The sequence below is a fragment of the Streptomyces sp. NPDC018029 genome, from assembly GCF_044327655.1.
Taxonomy (GTDB): domain Bacteria; phylum Actinomycetota; class Actinomycetes; order Streptomycetales; family Streptomycetaceae; genus Streptomyces.
This window is the reverse complement of the sequence record NZ_JBIRFV010000004.1, coordinates 183787-203497: the sequence shown is the minus strand read 5'-3', so window position 1 is coordinate 203497 and position 19711 is coordinate 183787. Positions and strand designations below refer to the sequence as shown.

The 19711-nt window shown below is 68.8% G+C and carries 18 protein-coding genes and 1 riboswitch; of the genes, 9 read left to right on the top strand and 9 right to left on the bottom strand.

Annotation, left to right across the window (positions count from 1 at the left end; all coding sequences use genetic code 11):
* The first annotated feature begins 157 nt into the window (after positions 1-157).
* Positions 158-790, top strand: a complete 633-nt coding sequence (locus tag ACH4D5_RS13790) for an HAD family hydrolase (protein WP_398301780.1) — start codon at positions 158-160, stop codon at positions 788-790.
* Positions 791-1169: 379 nt separating this feature from the next.
* Positions 1170-2675 carry a globin domain-containing protein gene (locus ACH4D5_RS13785; protein WP_398301778.1) on the top strand — a complete coding sequence of 502 codons (1506 nt, stop codon included), beginning with the start codon at positions 1170-1172 and terminating at the stop codon, positions 2673-2675.
* Between the two features lie 29 nt (positions 2676-2704).
* Here the strand turns inward: ACH4D5_RS13785 and ACH4D5_RS13780 are convergent, their stop codons facing one another.
* The 4 genes from ACH4D5_RS13780 to ACH4D5_RS13765 form a co-directional block, all read right to left on the bottom strand.
* Complete coding sequence (locus ACH4D5_RS13780; protein ID WP_398301776.1) at positions 2705-3184, bottom strand: NUDIX domain-containing protein; 480 nt, start codon at positions 3182-3184, stop codon at positions 2705-2707.
* 59 nt (positions 3185-3243) lie between these two features.
* Positions 3244-4149 (bottom strand): LysR family transcriptional regulator, encoded by a 906-nt coding sequence (locus tag ACH4D5_RS13775; RefSeq protein WP_398301774.1) that lies wholly within the window; start codon positions 4147-4149, stop codon positions 3244-3246.
* Between the two features lie 241 nt (positions 4150-4390).
* Positions 4391-5587, bottom strand: a complete 1197-nt coding sequence (locus ACH4D5_RS13770) for a cystathionine gamma-lyase (protein WP_398301772.1) — start codon at positions 5585-5587, stop codon at positions 4391-4393.
* A gap of 139 nt (positions 5588-5726) precedes the next feature.
* Complete coding sequence (locus ACH4D5_RS13765; RefSeq protein ID WP_398301770.1) at positions 5727-6107, bottom strand: phage holin family protein; 381 nt, start codon at positions 6105-6107, stop codon at positions 5727-5729.
* A 65-nt stretch (positions 6108-6172) separates the two neighbouring features.
* On the opposite strand from ACH4D5_RS13765, the gene ACH4D5_RS13760 reads away from it, so the two are divergent.
* The 4 genes from ACH4D5_RS13760 to ACH4D5_RS13745 all read left to right on the top strand — a co-directional run bounded on the left by ACH4D5_RS13760 (position 6173) and on the right by ACH4D5_RS13745 (position 8498).
* The gene (locus ACH4D5_RS13760; protein WP_362338708.1) at positions 6173-6490 is read left to right on the top strand and encodes a cupin domain-containing protein; all 318 of its coding nucleotides are present in this window, start codon (positions 6173-6175) and stop codon (positions 6488-6490) included.
* 190 nt (positions 6491-6680) lie between these two features.
* On the top strand, positions 6681-6902 hold the full coding sequence (locus tag ACH4D5_RS13755) for a DUF5326 family protein (protein ID WP_361719010.1): 222 nt from the start codon (positions 6681-6683) through the stop codon (positions 6900-6902).
* A gap of 329 nt (positions 6903-7231) precedes the next feature.
* Positions 7232-7957 (top strand): IclR family transcriptional regulator, encoded by a 726-nt coding sequence (locus ACH4D5_RS13750; protein WP_398302602.1) that lies wholly within the window; start codon positions 7232-7234, stop codon positions 7955-7957.
* A 103-nt stretch (positions 7958-8060) separates the two neighbouring features.
* On the top strand, positions 8061-8498 hold the full coding sequence (locus ACH4D5_RS13745; protein WP_398301768.1) for an SsgA family sporulation/cell division regulator: 438 nt from the start codon (positions 8061-8063) through the stop codon (positions 8496-8498).
* Between the two features lie 128 nt (positions 8499-8626).
* On the opposite strand, the gene ACH4D5_RS13740 is transcribed toward ACH4D5_RS13745, so the two are convergent.
* Positions 8627-10135, bottom strand: a complete 1509-nt coding sequence (locus tag ACH4D5_RS13740; protein WP_398301766.1) for a YibE/F family protein — start codon at positions 10133-10135, stop codon at positions 8627-8629.
* A gap of 71 nt (positions 10136-10206) precedes the next feature.
* A riboswitch (TPP riboswitch) is annotated at positions 10207-10362 on the top strand.
* On the opposite strand from ACH4D5_RS13740, the gene thiC reads away from it, so the two are divergent.
* Positions 10355-12181 carry a phosphomethylpyrimidine synthase ThiC gene (gene thiC / locus ACH4D5_RS13735; RefSeq protein ID WP_398301764.1) on the top strand — a complete coding sequence of 609 codons (1827 nt, stop codon included), beginning with the start codon at positions 10355-10357 and terminating at the stop codon, positions 12179-12181. Its footprint overlaps the riboswitch before it by 8 nt.
* A gap of 275 nt (positions 12182-12456) precedes the next feature.
* Here the strand turns inward: thiC and ACH4D5_RS13730 are convergent, their stop codons facing one another.
* From ACH4D5_RS13730 to ACH4D5_RS13720, 3 genes are all read right to left on the bottom strand, one after another.
* On the bottom strand, positions 12457-13350 hold the full coding sequence (locus ACH4D5_RS13730; protein WP_398301762.1) for a hypothetical protein: 894 nt from the start codon (positions 13348-13350) through the stop codon (positions 12457-12459).
* 180 nt (positions 13351-13530) lie between these two features.
* Entirely contained in the window at positions 13531-14586 is a 1056-nt protein-coding gene (locus ACH4D5_RS13725; protein WP_398301760.1) for a metallophosphoesterase, read from the bottom strand.
* Positions 14587-14828: 242 nt separating this feature from the next.
* The gene (locus tag ACH4D5_RS13720) at positions 14829-15950 is read right to left on the bottom strand and encodes a LacI family DNA-binding transcriptional regulator (protein ID WP_362992161.1); all 1122 of its coding nucleotides are present in this window, start codon (positions 15948-15950) and stop codon (positions 14829-14831) included.
* 444 nt (positions 15951-16394) lie between these two features.
* Between ACH4D5_RS13720 and hisC the strand changes: the two genes are divergently transcribed.
* Entirely contained in the window at positions 16395-17477 is a 1083-nt protein-coding gene (gene hisC / locus ACH4D5_RS13715) for a histidinol-phosphate transaminase (RefSeq protein ID WP_398301758.1), read from the top strand.
* Between the two features lie 55 nt (positions 17478-17532).
* Here hisC and ACH4D5_RS13710 read toward each other — a convergent pair whose 3' ends face one another.
* Entirely contained in the window at positions 17533-17907 is a 375-nt protein-coding gene (locus ACH4D5_RS13710; protein ID WP_398301756.1) for a cyclophilin-like fold protein, read from the bottom strand.
* 244 nt (positions 17908-18151) lie between these two features.
* Here ACH4D5_RS13710 and ACH4D5_RS13705 point away from each other — a divergent pair, with 244 nt between their 5' ends.
* Complete coding sequence (locus ACH4D5_RS13705; protein ID WP_398301754.1) at positions 18152-19699, top strand: cytochrome ubiquinol oxidase subunit I; 1548 nt, start codon at positions 18152-18154, stop codon at positions 19697-19699.
* Positions 19700-19711 lie beyond the last annotated feature (12 nt).

Genomic DNA, 19711 nt, shown 5'->3' with positions numbered 1-19711 from the left:
AGCACGTTGCTTTTGGACACCTCGTCGTTGGCCACGGTGGGTAGGTCCGGCGGAAACGGCAGGAAGACGTCGAGGTTTCACGTGAAACATGGTGCTGCGCAGAGCGTCGAGGGGCGCCCGAGGGCAGAACCAGCCATGGGTACTAGCCTCGGCCCACATGGCACGCCTACACCTCTTCGACCTGGACGGGACGCTGCTGCACGGCACTGCGGCCCCTGTGGAGATATCGCGGCAGCTCGGCCTGGACGCCGAGATCGCCGAGCTGGAGCGGGAGTTCGTGGCGGGGCACATCGGCTCGCCGGAGTACGCGGTGCGCGTGCACGCGTTGTGGGCGGAGCTCACGGAGGCGCAGGTGTCGGCGGCCTTCGACGGGGCGCCGTGGCTCTCCGGCATCCAGGAGACCTGGGCCGAGATCAGGCAGAGCGGTGACTACTGCGCGGTGGTCTCCCTCTCGCCGTCGTTCTTCGTGGAGCGGCTCCTCGGGTGGGGCGCGCATGCCGCGCACGGTTCGCGTTTTCCCGCCGTTCCGTTCACCCAGCCCGTCGACCCGACGGGCATTCTCAACGCGGCGGCCAAGGTGAAGATCGCGGACCGGCTCTGTGAAGAGTTCGGGGTGGGCCGGAGCGATTGCGTCGCGTACGGTGACTCGCTTTCCGACCTGGAGTTGTTCGGCGCGGTGCCCGTTTCTGTGGCGATCAATGCGGATCAACGGCTGGTGAGCCTCGCCACCCACTCCTATGTCGGGCGGGATCTGCGTAAGGCGTACGAATTGGTCCGGCAAGGCCGGTAATTGAGGCAATTGGCAGGCAGAGCCGTTGAATTCCGAGGCCAAGGGGAGAGGGACTTGTGCCTTCGGCCGCTGCCGGTATGGTCGATCAAGGTTCGTACCGGTGCGTCTCTGCGCACTCAGGGGGGTACGCGCGCAGGTAAATGAAGCCTAACGGGGCAGAGAGATCGAGAGCCCGTACTTCTTGTTATGCGGCCGGCGCGGTGACGGGGAATGGGATGCTGCCGGGTGCTGCGGTGAGGCGGCTGCGGGCAATGTCACATTCTCGACCTACTTGTCCGTAGGGTCCGGGTGTACGGGGTTCAATGTGGCCGTATCGGCCATCGAGGCAGAGCGGGGAAACAGGCAGCTTCCGGCAGGAAGTGCACAGACCGACCGAGAGATGTTCGAGGCGAGGCACAGCATGGACGCTCCGACCACCGCGTCGGCGGATGACGGTACTTCCGACGGCGAGGGGGGCTGGTTCACCCCGCGCAGGCCGTCGAAGCGGCCGGAGGACGGGGACAGGCAGCCGTCCGGCACCTCCGCGTCGCCCGTCACAGAACCTGCGGACGAGCGAATATCCGCAGTTCAGGCCGTATCAGGCGCCTCTGCGGTCTCCGCCGCCCTGCCGACGCAACAGATCCCGGCGCAACAGGCCCCGGCTCCCCAGGCGCCGACCCCGGAGGCTCCAACTCCGGAGGCCTTGGCCGCCCAGACTCCACCCCCGGGGACCTCAGCCCCCCAGGCCCAGAACACCTCACCCCCGATCTCCGCCGCGAAGTCGAAGTCGCCGCAGGCCGCGTCCCCCGACGCCGTCCTGGTGCAGCGCACGATGGCCGAGATAGGCCCTGTCGCCGACAAGGTCACCTCGTACTTCTACGCGCTCCTCTTCACCCGCCACCCCGACCTCCGCGCTCTCTTCCCCGCGGCGATGGACGCCCAGCGGGACCGGATCCTCAAGGCACTGCTGACCGCGGCCGAGCACATCGACCACACCGACGTCCTGGTCTCATATCTGAAGAATCTCGGGCGCGGACACCGCAAGTACGGCACCCGGCCCGAGCACTATCCGGCCGTCGGCGAGTGCCTGATCGGTGCGCTGAGCCGGTACGCGAGCGCCATCTGGGACGACGAGACCGAGGCCGCCTGGGTCCGTACGTACACGACAATCTCCCAGGTCATGATCGACGCGGCAGCGGAGGACGAACTGCGGGCTCCCGCCTGGTGGTTCGGCGAGGTCGTGTCACACGACCTCAGAACCCCGGACATCGCGGTCGTCACCGTCCGGCCCGACAAGCCGTACCCCTTCCTCGCCGGGCAGTACGCCAGCCTGGAGACTCCCTGGTGGCCGCGGGTCTGGCGGCACTACTCCTTCGCGTCGGCCCCCCGCTCCGACGGGCTGCTGTCCTTCCACGTCAAGGCCGTCCCGGCCGGCTGGGTGTCCAACGCCCTCGTGCACCACGCCCGCCCCGGCGACATCCTGCGGCTGGGCCCGCCCACCGGCTCGATGACCGTCGACCACACGACCGACAGCGGTCTGCTCTGTCTGGGCGGCGGCACGGGCATCGCGCCGATCAAGGCGCTCGTCGAGGACGTCGCCGAGCACGGCAGACGGCGCCCCGTCGAGGTCTTCTACGGCGCACGCACCGATCACGATCTGTACGACATCGACACGATGCTGCGGCTCCAGCAGTCCCACCCCTGGCTGGCCGTCCGCCCGGTCGTCGACCAGCGGGCGCAACTGCCGGACGCCGTGCGCGAATACGGTCCGTGGAACGAGTACGACGCGTATCTCTCGGGCCCGCCCGGCATGATCCGCAACGGAGTGGACGCCCTGCGGGACATCGGCATCCCGGAGGGCCGGATCCGCCACGACTCCGTGGAGGAGTTGGTGGCGTCGGAATAGAGGAACTGGTGGCGTCGGAATAGGGGGCGCTAACCCAGATCAGGGGCGTGCATCGCGCGCACGCCCTCGATGTTGCCGTCCAGGTAGTGCCGCAGCGACAGCGGTACGAGATGGACTGAGGCGATGCCGACCCTGGTGAAGGGCACGTGCACGATCTCGTACTCGCCGCACGGCTCCTCGATCTCGGGCCCGTGCCGCAGCCCGGGGTCCATGGACTCCAGGCGGCAGACGAAGAAGTGCTGCACCTTCACACCGGCCGCGCCGTCCTCGGCGATGTGCTCCACGGTGTCGACGAAACAGGGCACGACATCGGTGATCTTGGCGCCGAGCTCCTCATGGACCTCACGGTGGAGCGCGTCGACGACGGAGGCGTCCTCCGCCTCCACACCGCCGCCCGGGGTGATCCAGTACGGGTCGACACCGGGTTTGGTGCGCTTGATCAGGATCAGGTCGTCGCCGTCCAGCAGGACGGCGCGTGCGGTGCGCTTGACCACGGGTCGGACGGTCATGGGGGAAATGTGGCCCGGACTGTTCCACGTGAAACATCGTGAACCAGCCGCGCCCCCCATCAAGCCCAGTCAGCGGCAGCGCGCAACAGCCACTCGTGCGCCCGCGCGATGTGCGGCATGGCGAGTGTTCCGCTGCGCACCGCCAAGAAGTACGTGCGTAAAGGGGGCACTGCGGGGTCCAGGAGCGCCACGATGTCGCCGCGTTCCAGGGCCGAGGCGCACAGGTAGCGGGGCAGCACCGCGAGGCCCGCGCCCGAGACCACGCAGGAGAGGACGGCGCGCAGGTCCGGCACGATCACGGCCCCCGACGCCACAGGGCGGCCGTCGAAGACAGCGGCCCAGTAGCGGGAGACGAACGGCAGCGACTCATGGACCTCGACCACCGGAAGATCTTCCAGCGGCAGCGCCGCCCGGCGCCGCGGCCTGCCGGGCCCGAGACGGGCCGCCCAGCGCTCCCCCGCGACCAGGACGTGCTCCTCGTCGCAGAGCGGCGTCGCGGTGAGCAGCGGGCCGCGCGGCCGGGCCGTGGTGATGGCCAGGTCGTGGTGCCCGGCGGAGAGCCCCTCCAGCACCTCGTCAGCGGTGCCGAACGAGACGCGCAGGGCATGACTCCGGCCCTCCTGGTCGCTCAGGGCGGTGAGTGCGGGCAGAGCGCGTTCCGCAATGAACTCCGGTGGGCCAGCGAGGTGCAGGGTGCGGACGAGCGACTCCTCGTCCAGGCCGGCCTCGGTGATCTCCATGAGGGCGTCCAGATGGGGTGCGGCCTTGTGGGCGAGCTCGTCGCCGATGGTCGTGGGGGTCACCCCGCGGGCCTGGCGCAGGAAGAGCGGCCGCCCCAACTGTCGTTCCAGGGTGCGGATCTGGGAGGTGACGGCGGGCTGGGAGAGCCCGAGCAACGCCGCCGCCCGCGTGAAGGACCCGGCCCGGTGCACCGTCACGAAGGTGCGCAGCAGGGCCAGGTCCATGGTGACGTTCCTCCCCTTCGTACCCCCAGGGCCCGCCCAACTATAAATATGTCGATAGGACTCTGTCGCTACTGTGATTGGACACTGACACAGAGTCAACTAGCCTTGTTGACGCGGTTCCACGCGCGCGGAACCGGAACGGTCCGAGCCACGAGGGGGGAGGCTCGGACCGTTCGTTGTACGTAGCCGGGGTGCGGCCTGCGGTACGCGAGGCGCGTCGCGGCGTCCGTGTCGGGCGCGGTCAGCCCGTCGAACCGGCCGACTCGTCCAGCGCGCGCAGCACATCCGCCACAAGGTCGTCGGTGTCCTCGGCGCCCGCGGAGAAGCGAATGAAACCCCCCGAAACGGCGTCCCCGCCCCACCGTCCTCGGCGCTCCGCGGTGGACCGCACACCGCCGAAGCTCGTCGCGTCGTCGACCAGGCGCAGCGCTTCGAGGAAACGCTCGGCACGCGCGCGCGTGGGCAGCGTGAAGGAGACCACGCACCCGAAGCGCCGCATCTGCCGCGAGGCGATCGTGTACGACGGGTCGTCGGCCAGCCCGGGATAGCGCAGCCCTGACACTTCGGCACGACCCCGCAGCGCTTCGGCGAGAGCCAGGGCGTTCGCGTTCTGCCGGTCGGCGCGCAGCTGCAGCGTAGCCAGCGAGCGGTGCGCGAGCCAGGCCTCCATCGGCCCCGGGATCGCCCCGACGATCTTGCGCCAACGCCGTACGGAAGCGATCAGCTCCGCGTCACGGCAGGCCACGTACCCGAGGAGGATGTCGCCGTGGCCCGTGAGCATCTTGGTGCCGCTGGCCACCGCGAAGTCGGCGCCGAGTTCGAGGGGTCGCTGGCCGAGCGGTGTCGCCAGGGTGTTGTCTACCGCCACCAGCACGCCGCGCGCGTGGGCCGCGTCGGCGAGCCGCCGAACGTCGCACACGTCGAGCCCGGGGTTGGACGGCGTCTCGATCCACAGCAGCTTCGCCCCGTCCAGGACGTCGAGCTGGGCGTCTTCGCCGGTCGGAGCGGTGCGCACCTCGATGCCGTACGCCGTGAGCTGTTCGCGGACGAGGGGGAGGACCTGGTAGCCGTCATCCGGCAGGACGACCGCGTCGCCGGCACGCAGCTGCGAGAACAGGACCGCCGAGATCGCGGCCATGCCGGAGGCGAAGACCAGCGTTTCGACGTCCGAGTCGGAGTCCGGCGTCTCGAGCTCGCCGATCGCGCGCTCCAGATGCGTCCAGGTGGGGTTCTCGTCGCGGCCGTAGGCGTAGCCACCCGTGGGGTCGCCCGGCAGGTGGAAGTGCGCGGCGAACACCGGGCCGGGCAGCGTCGGCTCGTGCTTCACCGGCTCGGGCAATCCGACCCGGACCGCGCGCGTGCCGTCGCCCAGAGGGCGGTCCGCCGTTCCGTCCGCAGGTCCTGCTGCAGGCCTGTCTATAGGTCCTGATTCCGTCATGCCGCCCGCCTTTCCACTGCTACGCGTACAGCGCCGAGCAGGCCTTCGCCCGCCGCCTCCACCATTCTCGGCCACGCCCGGAAACCCTCGGCCGGCCCTGGGGCGAAGGCCCGGAGGGGCATAGGCCGCGGTCCCCCGGTCAGTCCTTGTCGTCGGGCAGCACGACGTTCAAGGCCCAGGACACGATCGAGATGATCAGGCCGCCCAGGACCGCGGTCCAGAAGCCCTCGACGTGGAAGCTGACGTCGAACTTGTCGGCCAGCCACGAGGTGAGCAGCAGCATCAGGGCGTTGACCACGAGGGTGATCAGGCCGAGCGTCAGGATGAACAGCGGGAAGGTGAGGACCTTCACCACCGGCTTGACCAGGAAGTTCACCAGCCCGAAGAGCAGGGCGACGACGATGAGCGTGCCCACCTTCTTGCCCGTGCTGTCGCCGGTCAGGGTGATCTTGTCGAGCACCCACACGGCGACGGCCAAGGCCGTGGCGTTGGCGATCGTCTTGACTACGAAATTCTTCATGTGTCTGATCGTGGCAGACAGGGGCCGGGAAACGTCGGCTCACAAGCGAGGGGTGTACGAGGGTCATGAAGGCATTCCGACTGGACGAGCTGGAGGCGGAACGCGCCGCCAACGACGGCGCCTACCTGCAGTTCCTGCGTGAGCGGAACATGTCGGTCGGGCTGTACGCGCTCAATGCCGGGGAGGCCGACCCGCAGCAGCCGCACGGGCAGGACGAGGTCTACATGGTCGTCAGCGGCCGGGCCTCGATCACCGTCGGCATGGAGACCACGCAGGTGGCGCGGGGCAGCGTCGTCTATGTGCCGGCCGGTGTCGCCCACAAGTTCCACCACATCAGCGAGGACCTGCGCGTGCTCGTCGTCTTCTCTCCTCCGGAGGCCTGACTTCCTCGGGGCTGCGACCTCGGGGTTCCCTCAGGGTCGGATCAGGGGAGGACAAGGGCTCCGAGGCCCCCGTGGAGCGCTTCTGCGCCCTAGCATCGAATGCGAGAAGCCAGGAACCTGCAGAGTTTTCAGGAACCGCACCGATGCGAAGAGCGTGGAAGTGCGGACAGAGCGGAGAGAGGTAAGGACGATGGCAGCGAAGGAGATCTTTGCGGGAATGCCGTGGTGGGTGAAGTGGGTGGCCGTGCCGGTCATCGCACTCGTCGTGTTCGGCAGCGTGATAGCGACCGTTGTCGGATTCGTGGTCGGACTGCTCTTCAAGGCGCTGCTATTCGTAGCACTGGTCGGTGGACTCATCTACGTCGTACGGAAGTTCATATCCGGCTCCTCGTCATCGCGCACCGACTGGTGACATTTCGCAACGGTTCCCCCGGCCGGGGGAAGTTTCCCGGCGGGACGGCATAGGGCGATGGCCGCGGATTAGAGTCCGGAATCCGACGCGGGGGTCGATCTCCGCGGAACGGGCGCACGCTTAGGGAGCGAACCTTGGCCGCGGTCGACCCCACCACTCCGCTGGTTGACGACTCCACCGACCCCGCAGAACAGTCAGCCTGCACCGACCCCGCAGAACCATCAACCTGCACCGACCCCGAAGCATCGCCGGCCTCCATGGACGAAAGAGAAACAGCAGACGCGACAGAGGCGGCCCCCGGAGCCGCCGGGCCGACCCTCATCGGCTCCGTGCAGCGGGCGATGCGGTTGCTGGAAGCCGCCGCATCGCATCAGAACGGCGCCCCCGCAAAGCAGTTGGCGCGCGAGGCCGGCCTCGCACTTCCCACCGCGTATCACCTGCTGCGCACCCTGACCCACGAGGGCTATCTGCGCAGGGAGAAGGGGTTGTTCGTCCTGGGCGAGGCCGCCGAGCGGCTGAGCGGCAGCGGAGCCCAGCAGAACCGGCGCGGAAGGATCGACGATTCCCTGGCGCACTGGCGCGACACCATCGGCGTCCCCGTGTACTTCGCCGTCTACCGGGAGGGAGAGATCGAAATCGTGGCCGTCGCCGACACACCGGGCAATCCCGCTGTGGAGGAGTGGGCGGACTTCCGGGAGACAGGGCATGCCCACGCGATCGGGCAGTGCCTCCTCGGTCAGCTCGACGACAAGGCGCGACAGGACCACCTCGACCGCTACCCGGTCCGGTCGATCACGCCTTACTCGGTCCGGGACGACCGCACGTTCATGCGGCGGCTCGAATCGAGGGAGCGGATGCGGCCCGTCGTGGAGCGTCAGGAGTACGCCCTCGGGACGGTCTGCGCGGCGATTCCGATCACGGCGGGTGACACCGCGGCGACCATGGCCATTTCTGTCCCGTCCAACCAGGCCGACCGGTTGCTGCCCGCAGCCCAGAAATTGCAACGGGAGGTCGGAAAGCTACTAGGGACACTCGCCTTCTCTATCAGCATCTGAAAACTCACTCCTTGTGATCTGATGCGCACTTTGAGCAAGATGCCAGTGGTGTCAGGGAGTTGGTCTCTGACCAGTTGATGGAGAAGCGACGGGGTAGCACGCGATGGGCGAGACGGTGCAGGCAGAGGTCATGATGAGCTTCCTCGTTTCCGAGGAGCTGTCGTTCCGTATCCCGGTGGAGCTGCGCTACGAGATCGACGATCCCTATGCCGTGCGGCTGACGTTCCACCTGCCGGGGGACGTGCCGGTGACCTGGACCTTCGGGCGGGAGCTGCTGATCGACGGGGTGGGGAGGCCGTGCGGGGACGGAGACGTCCGTGTCGAGCCCACCGACGCGGACATGCTCGACGAAGCCCTGATCAGGCTTCAGGTCGGCGCGGACCGAGCGCTGTTCCGGGTGGGGATTCCACCGCTGCTCGCCTTCCTCGACCGCACGGACAGGCTGGTGCCGCTCGGGCAGGAGCGGGCGCTCGCCGACTTCGAGACGCATCTTGACGAGGCGCTCGACCGGATCCTCGCGGAGGAGCAGAACGCGGGCTGACTCGGCGTCGGGAACGGACGGAGGCAGGCCGCAGGCATTTTGGTGCATTTCAGGGGAGCCCGCCGTATCGACGGCAGCCGGGGCCGTCATGCCGTCGGGGCTTCGGACCCGTCGGCACCGCGGTCAGGTCACCGTTTGCGGCGGCGCCCCTTCCCGCCGCGGGACGGCCGAGCCCCACTCCCACGGCCCTCGGCACTGGTACCAGCACCAGCACCGCCGCCGGAACCCATACCGGCACCAGCAGCACCCGGACCGCCCCCGGACGTGCGGTCCGCCGAGACGACCAGGGCGGCCAGCGCGGTCGTCACCGGCACCGAGGCGACCAGACCGATCGAGCCGATCAGGGTGCGGACGATCTCCTCGGCGACCAACTCGCTGTTGGCCACAGTGCCCACACTGGACTGCGCGATCGAGAAGAGCAGCAGCAGGGGCAGCGCGGCGCCCGCGTAGGCGAGGACGAGGGTGTTGACGACCGAGGCGATGTGGTCGCGGCCGATGCGGATGCCCGCACGGTACAGGCCGCGCCAGCCCATCGTCGGGTTTGCCTGATGCAGCTCCCAGACCGCGGAGGTCTGGGTGACCGTGACGTCGTCGAGTACACCGAGCGAGCCGATGATGACGCCCGCGAGCAGGAGGCCGCTCATGTCGATGGACGGGTACAGGCCGTGAATGAGGCCGGTGTTGTCGTCCGTGTTGCCGGTGAGGGCGGCCCAGCCGATGAAGAGTGAGCCGAGCAGCCCGATCAGCAGGAGGGAGATGAGCGTGCCGAGTACCGCGACCGATGTGCGGGCCGTCAGGCCGTGGCAGAGATAGAGCGCGATCAGCATGATGGCGCTCGCCCCGATCACCGCCACCACCAGGGGATTCGAGCCCTGCAGGATCGCCGGCAGGATGAAGAACGTGAGCACCATGAAGCTGATGGCGAGCGCGACCAGGGCCATCACGCCGCGCAGCCGCCCCACCACGACGACGGCGAGCGCGAAGATGCCGGCGAGTAGCGCCATCGGGATCTTGCGGTTCACGTCGGTGACCGAGTACTGCAGCCCTTCGGGCGCCTTGGGCTCGTAGGCGACCACCACCTCTTGGCCCTGGCGCAGTTGCCGGGGCGAGTCCGGCTGGATGATCTCGGTGAAGGTGCGGCCCTTGTCCTTGCCGCTGCTCACCTCGATCGTCGCCTTCTTGCAGGTGCCCGTGGCCCGGGACTGCGCCGACTGGCCTTCCGGGGTGGAGGTGTCACCGGTCGGTGGGGGCTGCGAGGGGCTGAGCTCCTTGCAGGGCAGCTCCTGCACCTTCGTCACCTTCGCCGACTGCGTCTGCCGGTCGAAACCGACGCCGGTCCGCTCGTGCGAGGGCGTGCCGCCGGGCCAGAGCACCATGAGCCCCACGACCACCGCGGTGGCGAAGGGGATCAGGACCGCGGCGATGACCTTGCGCAGATGCTTGGAGACGGGCGCGGCCGGACCGTGGCTGTGGGAATGCCCGTGTCCGGACCCATGCCCGGGCCCATTTCCGTGCCCGTGCCCGGACCCGTTTCCATGCCCGGACCCATGCCCGGACCCATGCCCAGGCCCCTCCGGAGGCATCCCGGATGCGGGCGGCTGCGGGGGCGGCGGAGGAGGCGGCTCTGTGGTGGTCACTGACCGATCATCGCAAGAACGGAGGGGGCCCTCTGTTCAGCGCGGCCGACATGACGCTAGCGTGGAGCCACCTTTGCAATCGCGGGAGCTCGGAGCACCGGGCTGAGAGGGCGCTGACCTCCGTACGAAACGGCACGAAGAGTGCACGAAACGTACGGGATTCGCTGCGTCGACCGCCGAACCTGTTACCGGGTAATGCCGGCGTAGGGAGTAGGTCTCATGACCACATCGGACGCACGCACGCCTGCCTCCAGCAGCGACGAGAACGCCGAGAACGCTGAGAACGCTGAGAACACCGTCGCGGCTGACGGGGCCGGGAAGTCCATCGGCTGGCACAAGGCGTATGTCGAGGGTTCACGCCCCGACCTGCGGGTGCCGGTCCGCCAGGTGCACCTCACCAACGGTAAGGCCGTGACCCTGTACGACACTTCGGGCCCGTACACCGACCCGTCGGCCGAGACCGACGTCCGCCGCGGTCTGCCGCCGCTGCGGGAGAACTGGATCATCGCCCGCGGCGACACCGAGGAGTACGTGGGCCGGCCGCCCCGTCCCGAGGACGACGGCATCAAGCACACCTCGCCCCGCGGCGGGCTCAAGAACCTCGACGCGGTCTTCCCCGGCCGCCCCCGCCAGCCGCGCCGCGGCCGCCAGGGCCAGGCGGTGACGCAGCTGGCGTACGCCCGCCGCGGCGAGATCACACCCGAGATGGAGTTCATCGGGATCCGCGAGAACATGGACCCCGAGATCGTCCGGGAGGAGGTCGCCGCGGGGCGCGCGGTGATCCCCGCCAACGTCAACCACCCGGAGATCGAGCCGATGATCATCGGCAAGAAGTTCCTGGTGAAGGTGAACGCCAACATCGGCAACTCCGCGGTCACTTCCTCCATCGAGGAGGAGGTGGACAAGATGACCTGGGCCACCCAGTGGGGCGCCGACACGGTCATGGACCTGTCCACCGGCCGCAACATCCACACGACCCGCGAGTGGGTCCTGCGCAACTCCCCCGTGCCGATCGGCACCGTGCCGCTCTACCAGGCCCTGGAGAAGGTCGACGGCAAGGCCGAGGAGTTGTCCTGGGAGATCTACAAGGACACGGTCATCGAACAGGCCGAGCAGGGCGTGGACTACATGACGGTGCACGCGGGCGTACGACTTCCGTACGTCCCGCTCACCGCGCGCCGCAAGACCGGCATCGTCTCGCGCGGCGGTTCGATCATGGCCGCCTGGTGCCTCGCGCACCACAAGGAGAGCTTCCTGTACGAGCACTTCGAGGAGCTCTGCGAGATCCTCGCGGCGTACGACGTGACGTACTCGCTCGGCGACGGCCTGCGGCCCGGTTCGATCGCGGACGCCAACGACGAGGCGCAGTTCGCCGAGCTGCGGACCCTCGGGGAACTCAACACGATCGCCAAGCGTCATAACGTACAGACGATGATCGAGGGCCCCGGTCACGTCCCGATGCACAAGATCAAGGAGAACATCGACCTCCAGCAGGAGATCTGCGAGGAGGCGCCGTTCTACACGCTCGGCCCGCTGACCACCGACATCGCACCCGCCTACGACCACATCACCTCCGGCATCGGCGCCGCGATGATCGGCTGGTGGGGCACGGCCATGCTCTGCTACGTCACGCCCAAGGAGCACCTGGGCCTGCCCAACCGCGACGACGTGAAGACCGGCGTCATCACCTACAAGATCGCGGCGCATGCGGCGGACCTGGCCAAGGGGCACCCGGGCGCCCAGGACTGGGACGACGCGCTCTCGGACGCGCGCTTCGAGTTCCGCTGGGAGGACCAGTTCAATCTCGCCCTCGACCCGGTCACGGCACGGGAGTTCCACGACGAGACGCTGCCGGCCGAGCCCGCGAAGACGGCACACTTCTGCTCGATGTGCGGGCCGAAGTTCTGCTCGATGAAGATCTCCCAGGACATCCGTCGCCAGCACGGCGGTGATCTGGACTCGGACGACATCGCGGCGGGCATGGAGCAGAAGTCCAAGGAGTTCGCGGCAGCGGGCAACCGGGTCTATCTGCCGATCGCCGACTGAGAGCCGGTTTCGCCCGAGCCCTCTCACACCGTCGCGCTCCGAGCCCTCTCACACCGTCGCGCTCCGGGCGCCTCGGCGCCGTCGCGCGGGAGCAAGGCAGCGGACCGGCATCCGGCCGGTCAACTGCCCTGCTCCCGTGCGTACGGGGTGGTCGCGGACGTGTCGGTCCCACCCACCTGTCATTACGCCTCCGGCCTGCGCCGCCGCTCGCCGACAGCGGCGCGCCGAGGGCGGTGTCGAGCCTCATGGCCCGGCCCGGCCCGGCCCCGGCCCCGTTACTCCGGCTTGTGGTCGGGCCCGCCGAAATCGGGGCTGGAGAAGTCGGGGCTCGAGAAGCTAGGACGCGGCCCCGCGCTCGGGCCGCCGTCCGGGCTGCTGAACCCCGGCCGGTGATAGCCGAGTTGGGGCATGCGGCCGCTCGCCCCGGAGACCCCTGAGTTCGTCGACGGCGTGCGGGCCGCGGAGGCCCCGCCCGGTTCCGTCAGGGCCTCCCGCAGGAACGGCACGACGCCCCGCTCGAGGAGCGCCCGGCTCCAGTCCTCCCTGGCGCGGGTCAACTCCTCGTTCCGCTCGCCGTGCAGTCCGGCCTGGAGCGAGGTGGAGCCGTTGCGCAGGGCGGTCAGCAGGAGACCGACCGCGGCGACCAGGATGCCCCCCGCGGTGAGCGCGCCGAACAGCCATCCCGCGGTGAGCAGGGTGTCCGCGAAGGCGGGCTCGGGGGTGAGCATCTTCAGGATGTAGCCGACGAGCAGGAATATCGCGGCGGCCGCCCCCGCGAGGACGGGTGCGAGGACCGCGACGACGGCGATCGCCCCGGCTCCCGCTGCCGCTGGTTCGGCGACCTCGCCCATCGTGGTGGCGAGGCTGACGCCGCCGGAGCCCGACTCCGCGGCGCTCTGTCCATTCCCTTCGCGGATCGACGTGGACGACGGTCGAGGTTCGCGCAACTCCTCGCGAACCTTCACGTAGTGCGCGTACTCGGCCGCGGCCGCGGCCGTGATCAGTGCTGTCGCGTTCAGGGCCATGGTGCGCAGTTGTTCGGTGTTGAGCCGCTGGCCCACTGCGGCGAGTTCGGGACGGTCAGGTGCGGTGCGCAGCGCCTCGTCGAGGATCCGCTCGTACTCGGGGCGGTCCTCATTGAGCAGGTGTGGAGCGCTGTTCATGTGCATCCCCCGATGCTCCGTAGGGCTGAGGCTCGCATGGCTACGAGCCGTTGGGCAGAAACGGAGGGGAGCCTGCTACGGATAAGCCGATGGTAGAGCCGTGACGGCACGCGGTGACAGGGGGTTTCCGGAAATTGCCCCCCTGGCCAGCGTGATCCTGTAGAGGGGCGCCTGCCCGGAGAACGCTCAGATACCCAGGGGGAGTTGCTGGACCAGCAGCTTTCCGGCCATGGTCACTCCGCCGTCCATGGCGATGGCGAGGCCGTCGGCGTAGACATGCGGGCCCTCGATGACCGGACCGCCGCCGTCCGACTCGTCCTCGGAGCCGACGTCACCCAGGAGGTAGGGGATGGGGCTGTGGCCGTGGACGATGCGTGTGCCGCCGTACATGTCGAGGAGTTCCCGTACGGCCGAGGGGCCCGACTCGTCGCGGAAGGCGAAGCGCTTGGTGAATTTGCGGAAGAGGTCCCAGCATTCGTCCGCGTCGTTGCGCGTGAGGGTCTCCCGGATGGTGTCGTTCACTGCCTCGATCGAGTCGCCGTAATCCAGATAGGCGGTCGTGTCCGAGTGCACGAGCAGGTGGCCATCGGCCTCCTCCATCGCGTCGAGGCGGGCCATCCACTGGAGGTGGTGGTCCTCCAGGCGCTCCATGTCGGTCTTCTGCCCGCCGTTCAGCAGCCAGGCGGCCTGGAAGGTGGCGGTGCCCGCACCGGAGTTCACGGGGGTGTCGCCGAAGCGCTTGGCGCCGAGCAGGAGCAGCTCGTGGTTGCCCATGAGCGCCTTGCAGTAGCCGCCGGCGGCGGCGGCCTCGGCGGACAGCCGCATCACGAGGTCGATGACGCCGATGCCGTCGGGCCCCCGGTCGGTGAAGTCACCGAGGAACCACAGCCGCGCGTTCCCCGCGGACCAGTTGCCCTCGGCGTCGACGAGGCCCTGCTCCTGGAGGGCCGCGACGAGCTCGTCCAGATAGCCGTGCACATCGCCGACGACGTACAGCGGGCCGTGCTCGTCGCTCGGCCGCGGCTGCGGGGGCTCCGGCATGACCTGTACCTGGACGGTGTCGCCGCGGTTGATGACCGGCAGGTCGCGCTGGGTGGGGGTGTACCCCTCGTCCGGCACCTCGCCCGGCGATCCTGGACCTCCCGCGGCGGGGCCGGTCGTCTCATGGATGTACGCGGGTACGCGGAAGTCGCGCAGCGTCGCCGTCCGCACATCGGGTCCCTGACCGGCCCCCTGAGTCATCGACCCCTCCACCACCATTGCGCCGCATCTGCACCGAGATCGGACTGCTTGGTCGCTGCGGCCCGCGGTGTCGTCCGCCCATCATAGGAATGCGGCTCCCGCTGTGTGGTGCACCAGGGGTGGTGAATCGGTGCCGGACCCTCGTTCATTGCGGATTTCTCCCGAATTGGGCAGAGGTTTCCCCGCTGGTGGCGGGGAGGAAGCCGACCTCTGCCCAGGTCCGCGTACGAGAACGGGAGCGATCAGCCGGAGCCGGACGAGCGTGGCGGACTGACCGTCGTGCGTGGCGGACGTCGCTCGGACGAGGTGCGCACGATCAGTTCGGTCGGTATCACCTGCTCGACGGGCCGGCCCGTGTCGAGGCCCTCGATGGCGTCGATGAGGAGCTGCACGACGGCCGTGCCGATGCGGCGCGGTTTGAGGGAGAGCGTGGTGATGGGCGGTTCTGTGGTGGCGTACACCGTGGACTCGCTGCAGCAGACGAGGAGCAGGTCGTCGGGGACGCGCAGGCCGTACCGCCGGGCGGCGGCGAGGAGGTCGGTGCCGTTGGGGTCGAAGAGGCCGTACACGGCGTCGGGCCGGTCGGGCCGGGCGAGCAGCCGGTCGGCGGCGACGGCGCCCGCACACGGGTCGTGGGCGGGATAGGACTCGTAGACGGGGTCCTGCCCGACGCGTTCGCACCAGCGCAGGTAGGCGGTCGTGGACAGATGGGTGTACGTGTCCGTGGTGGTGCCGGTGAGGAGGCCGATCCTGCGGGCGCCGGCGGCCGCGAGGTGGTCGAGGATCTCCAGGACCGCGGCCTCGTGGTCGTTGTCGACCCAGGCGGTGACCGGGAGCGATCCTGCCGGGCGCCCGTCGGAGACGACCGGCAGGCCTTGCCGGACCAGCTCGCTGACCACGGGGTCGTGGTCGGAGGGGTCGACGACGACGGTGCCGTCGAGCGCGACGTTCGACCACACGTCGACGGGGCTGCGGCGCGAGGTGGCGGGCAGGATCACCAGGGCGTAGCCCCGGGCGAGTGCGGCCGATGTGGCGGCTCTGGCCATCTCGGCGAAGTAGGCGAATTCGGTGAAGGTGAAAGGTTCATCCCCGTATGTCGTCACGGTCAGGCCGATGAGGCCCGACTTGCCGGTACGGAGGGTGCGGGCCGCCGCGGAGGGGCGATAGCCCAACCGCTCTGCGACTTCGCGGACGTGGCGTCGGGTGGCGTCGGGGAGCCGACCCTTGCCGTTGAGGGCGTCGGAGACAGTCGTGATGGAGACACCGGCGGCGGCGGCGACGTCTCTGATCCCCGCTCGACTCTGCCGGTTGCCCCGGCGCGCGGTCTCCGCTCGGCTCACCTGGTGCTTCCCTGCTGCTGTCATGGCGAGCCGATAGTAGGGCTCATGGGGGTGGGTAGCAGGGGCGCATATGCACGCGTTGACAGGCACGTTTCTGCATGGCGTTGTACTCCCAATGACCTTGGAACCAAAGGTAGTTGGAGAGATCCACAGGTAGCTGCACCTGATCGTCGCGTGCGGGCCTGCCGAATGAGTCAGGTCTCGAAGAGGTCTCAACTCACCTTCACGGGGGATGCGCGCCACGGAGCGAGCCACCGGCGCGAGGCGAAGCAGGGGGCGCTCCCCCTGCTTCGCGCGCCTGCGCGGTGCGGTGCGGGACCCTCCGTATACCGATGCCGGAAGGCCATTCGCAGCGGCGCCGAATCCTCATAAGGTAAGCAGTATTCGAACTGGTGTGACCGACCCAGAGCGTGACCGAACCAAGAGCGTGACCGACCAAGAGCTTGACTGGCCAAGAGGAGGACTGCGGTGAGCGAGACGAACCCGAGGCTGCGCGCCGAGCTGGAGGGGATCCCCACCTACAAGCCGGGCAAGCCCGCGGCGGCGGCCGACGGTCCCGCGGCCTACAAGCTGTCCTCGAACGAGAACCCCTACCCGCCGCTCCCCGGCGTCATGGAGAGCGCGCTCGCCGCCGCCGGGTCCTTCAACCGCTACCCCGACATGGCGTGCACGGCCCTGATGAGCGAGCTGGCCGACCGCTTCGGGGTGCCCGCCTCGCACATCGCCACCGGCACCGGTTCCGTCGGCGTCGCCCAGCAGCTGCTGCAGTCCACGTCGGGCCCGGGGGACGAGGTCATCTATGCGTGGCGGTCCTTCGAGGCGTACCCGATCATCACGCAGGTCAGTGGCGCCACGTCGGTGCGGGTGCCGTTGACGGACGGGGAGGTGCACGACCTCGACGCGATGGCCGACGCCATCACCGACCGCACTCGCCTCATCTTTGTCTGCAACCCCAACAACCCCACGGGCACCGTCGTCCGCAGGGCCGAGCTGGAGCGGTTCCTCGACCGGGTGCCGGGCGACGTCCTGGTCGTGCTCGACGAGGCGTACCGCGAGTTCATCCGTGACCCCGAGGTGCCGGACGGCATCGAGATCTACCGCGACCGTCCGAACGTCTGTATGCTCCGTACGTTCTCCAAGGCGTACGGCCTCGCGGGCCTCCGCGTTGGTTTCGCGGTCGCTCACGAGCCGGTGGCCGCCGCGCTGCGCAAGACGGCGGTGCCGTTCGGTGTGAGCCAGCTCGCGCAGGACGCGGCGGTGGCGTCGCTGCGTGCCGAGGACGAGCTGATGGGCCGGGTCGGCTCGCTGGTCGCCGAGCGCACGCGTGTGGTCGAGGCGCTGCGGGGCCAGGGCTGGACGGTGCCCGAGACGCAGGCGAACTTCGTGTGGCTGCGGCTCGGCGACCGTACGACGGACTTCGCGGCGGCGTGCGAGAAGGCCGGCGTGGTCGTGCGGCCGTTCGCGGGCGAGGGGATGCGGGCCACGATCGGCGAGACCGAGGCCAACGACATCTTCTTGCAGGCGGCGGAGGCTTTCCGCAAGGAGCTCTAGCCCCCGCCGACGTGCGGGGGTGCCCATGGGCGTCCGTGGGTGTGCGCGGCTGCCGTCAGTCGGGCGTGAGTTCGACGCGGATGGGGTCTCCGGAGCGGACGGTGGCCAGCAGGCGCGGGTCGCCGTCGAGCCGGCCGAGGAGGTTGCACGGGCTCGCGAGGCGGCACTCGTCGCCTTGTGAGATCGGCGTCGGCCCGTAGGGGAGCGCGAGGGCGTCGCCGTCGGTCCAGAAGGCGACCGTGCCGGGTTCGACGACCTGCTGGGCGTCGGCCTCGCGCGGCACGCTGACGCCTGTGTCGAAGTAGACCTCTTCGCCCCAGGTACGGGCGGTGGCGGAGAGCGGCAGGACCTTGCCGAGAGCCCGGCTGGTCGGGGTCTCGGCGAGGGTCGCGGTGAGGTGGCCCGTGGGCCATGAGATCCGTATCTGCATGGCGCGGATTCAACAATATGTTGAAGTTCTTGGGAAGGCCTCGGGCGCTGCGCCCGGGGCCTTTTCTCGCGCCTGCGGCGTTTCCCTCGGTAAGTGGGACCCCCCTTTGGGGTTCCGGCCACCAGTACGACATAATTGCTTGTGAATGTGAACGCGTTCACAAGCGTGCCCCGTTCGTCCCGGGATGGGTGGGACAAAAGGGGCGACCGGATCGCTGTGGGCACGGTGAGTGAGGAGAGACGCAGTGGACCTGGCTCTGGCGCCGGAAACCCTGGCGCGATGGCAGTTCGGCATCACGACCGTCTACCACTTCCTGTTCGTCCCCCTGACGATCTCCCTCGCCGCCCTCACGGCGATCCTCGAGACGGCATGGGTGCGGACGGGCAAGGAGCACTACCTCAGGGCGACCAAGTTCTGGGGAAAGCTGTTCCTGATCAACATCGCGATGGGTGTCGTCACCGGCATCGTGCAGGAGTTCCAGTTCGGCATGAACTGGTCCGACTACTCCCGCTTCGTCGGTGACGTCTTCGGGGCGCCGCTCGCCTTCGAGGCGCTGATCGCCTTCTTCTTCGAGTCGACCTTCATCGGCCTGTGGATCTTCGGCTGGGACAAGCTGCCGAAGAAGCTGCACTGCGCCACGATCTGGATCGTCTCCATCGGCACGGTCCTGTCGGCGTACTTCATCATCGCCGCCAACGCCTTTATGCAGCACCCGGTCGGCTACAAGATCGTGGAGCGGGACGGGACCAAGCGCGCGGAGCTCACCGACTTCTCGAAGGTGCTCTTCCAGGAGACGACGCTCGTCAACTTCTTCCACGTCATCTCGGCGGCCATCCTGGTCGGCGGCGCCTTCATGACCGGCATCGCCATCTTCCACCTGCGCAAGAAGCAGCACATCCGCACCATGCGGATGTCGATGCGGCTCGGCCTGGTCACTGCGTTCGTCGGCACGCTGCTCACCGTCGTCAGCGCCGACACGCTCGGCAAGGTCATGTACGAGCAGCAGCCGATGAAGATGTCGGCGGCCGAGGCGCTGTGGGAGACCGAGAAGCCGGCACCGTTCTCGCTCTTCGCGTACGGCGATGTCGCCGAGGGCCACAACAAGGTCGCCATCGAGGTCCCCGGCGTGTTGTCCTTCCTCGCGAAGAACAACTTCAGCGCCGAGATCCCCGGCATCAACGACCTCAACAAGGAAGCGCAGGAGAAGTACGGGCCCGGCGACTACCGGCCCAACATCCCCACCGCCTACTGGTCGTACCGCTGGATGATCGGCTTCGGCGGGGTCTCGATGGCGCTGTGCACCGCGGGCCTCTGGCTGACGAGGAAGAAGTTCTGGCTCGCCCCGGAGCACCGCACCGGCGCGGACGAGATCCCCAAGCTGATGCTCACCAAGAACAAGGAGCTCGCGCCGAAGCTCGGCACGTGGTGGTGGCGGCTCTCGCAGTGGACGCTGATCTTCCCCCTCATCGGCACCGCCTGGGGCTGGATCTTCACCGAGACCGGGCGACAGCCCTGGGTGGTCTACGGAGTCCTCCGCACGAAGGACGCGGTCTCGCCCGGGGTCTCCCAGGGCGAGGTGCTCACCTCACTGATCGGATTCACGCTCATCTACGCGATCCTCGCCGTGATCGAGGTGAAGCTGCTGCTCAAGTACGTCAGGTCGGGCCCGCCCGAGTTGACCGAGGCGGACCTCAACCCGCCCACCAAGATCAGCGGGCCCGGATCGGGCAAGAGCACCGATTCCGATTCCGACTCCGACGATTCCGACCGGCCCATGGCCTTCTCGTACTGAAGGAAGGAGTAC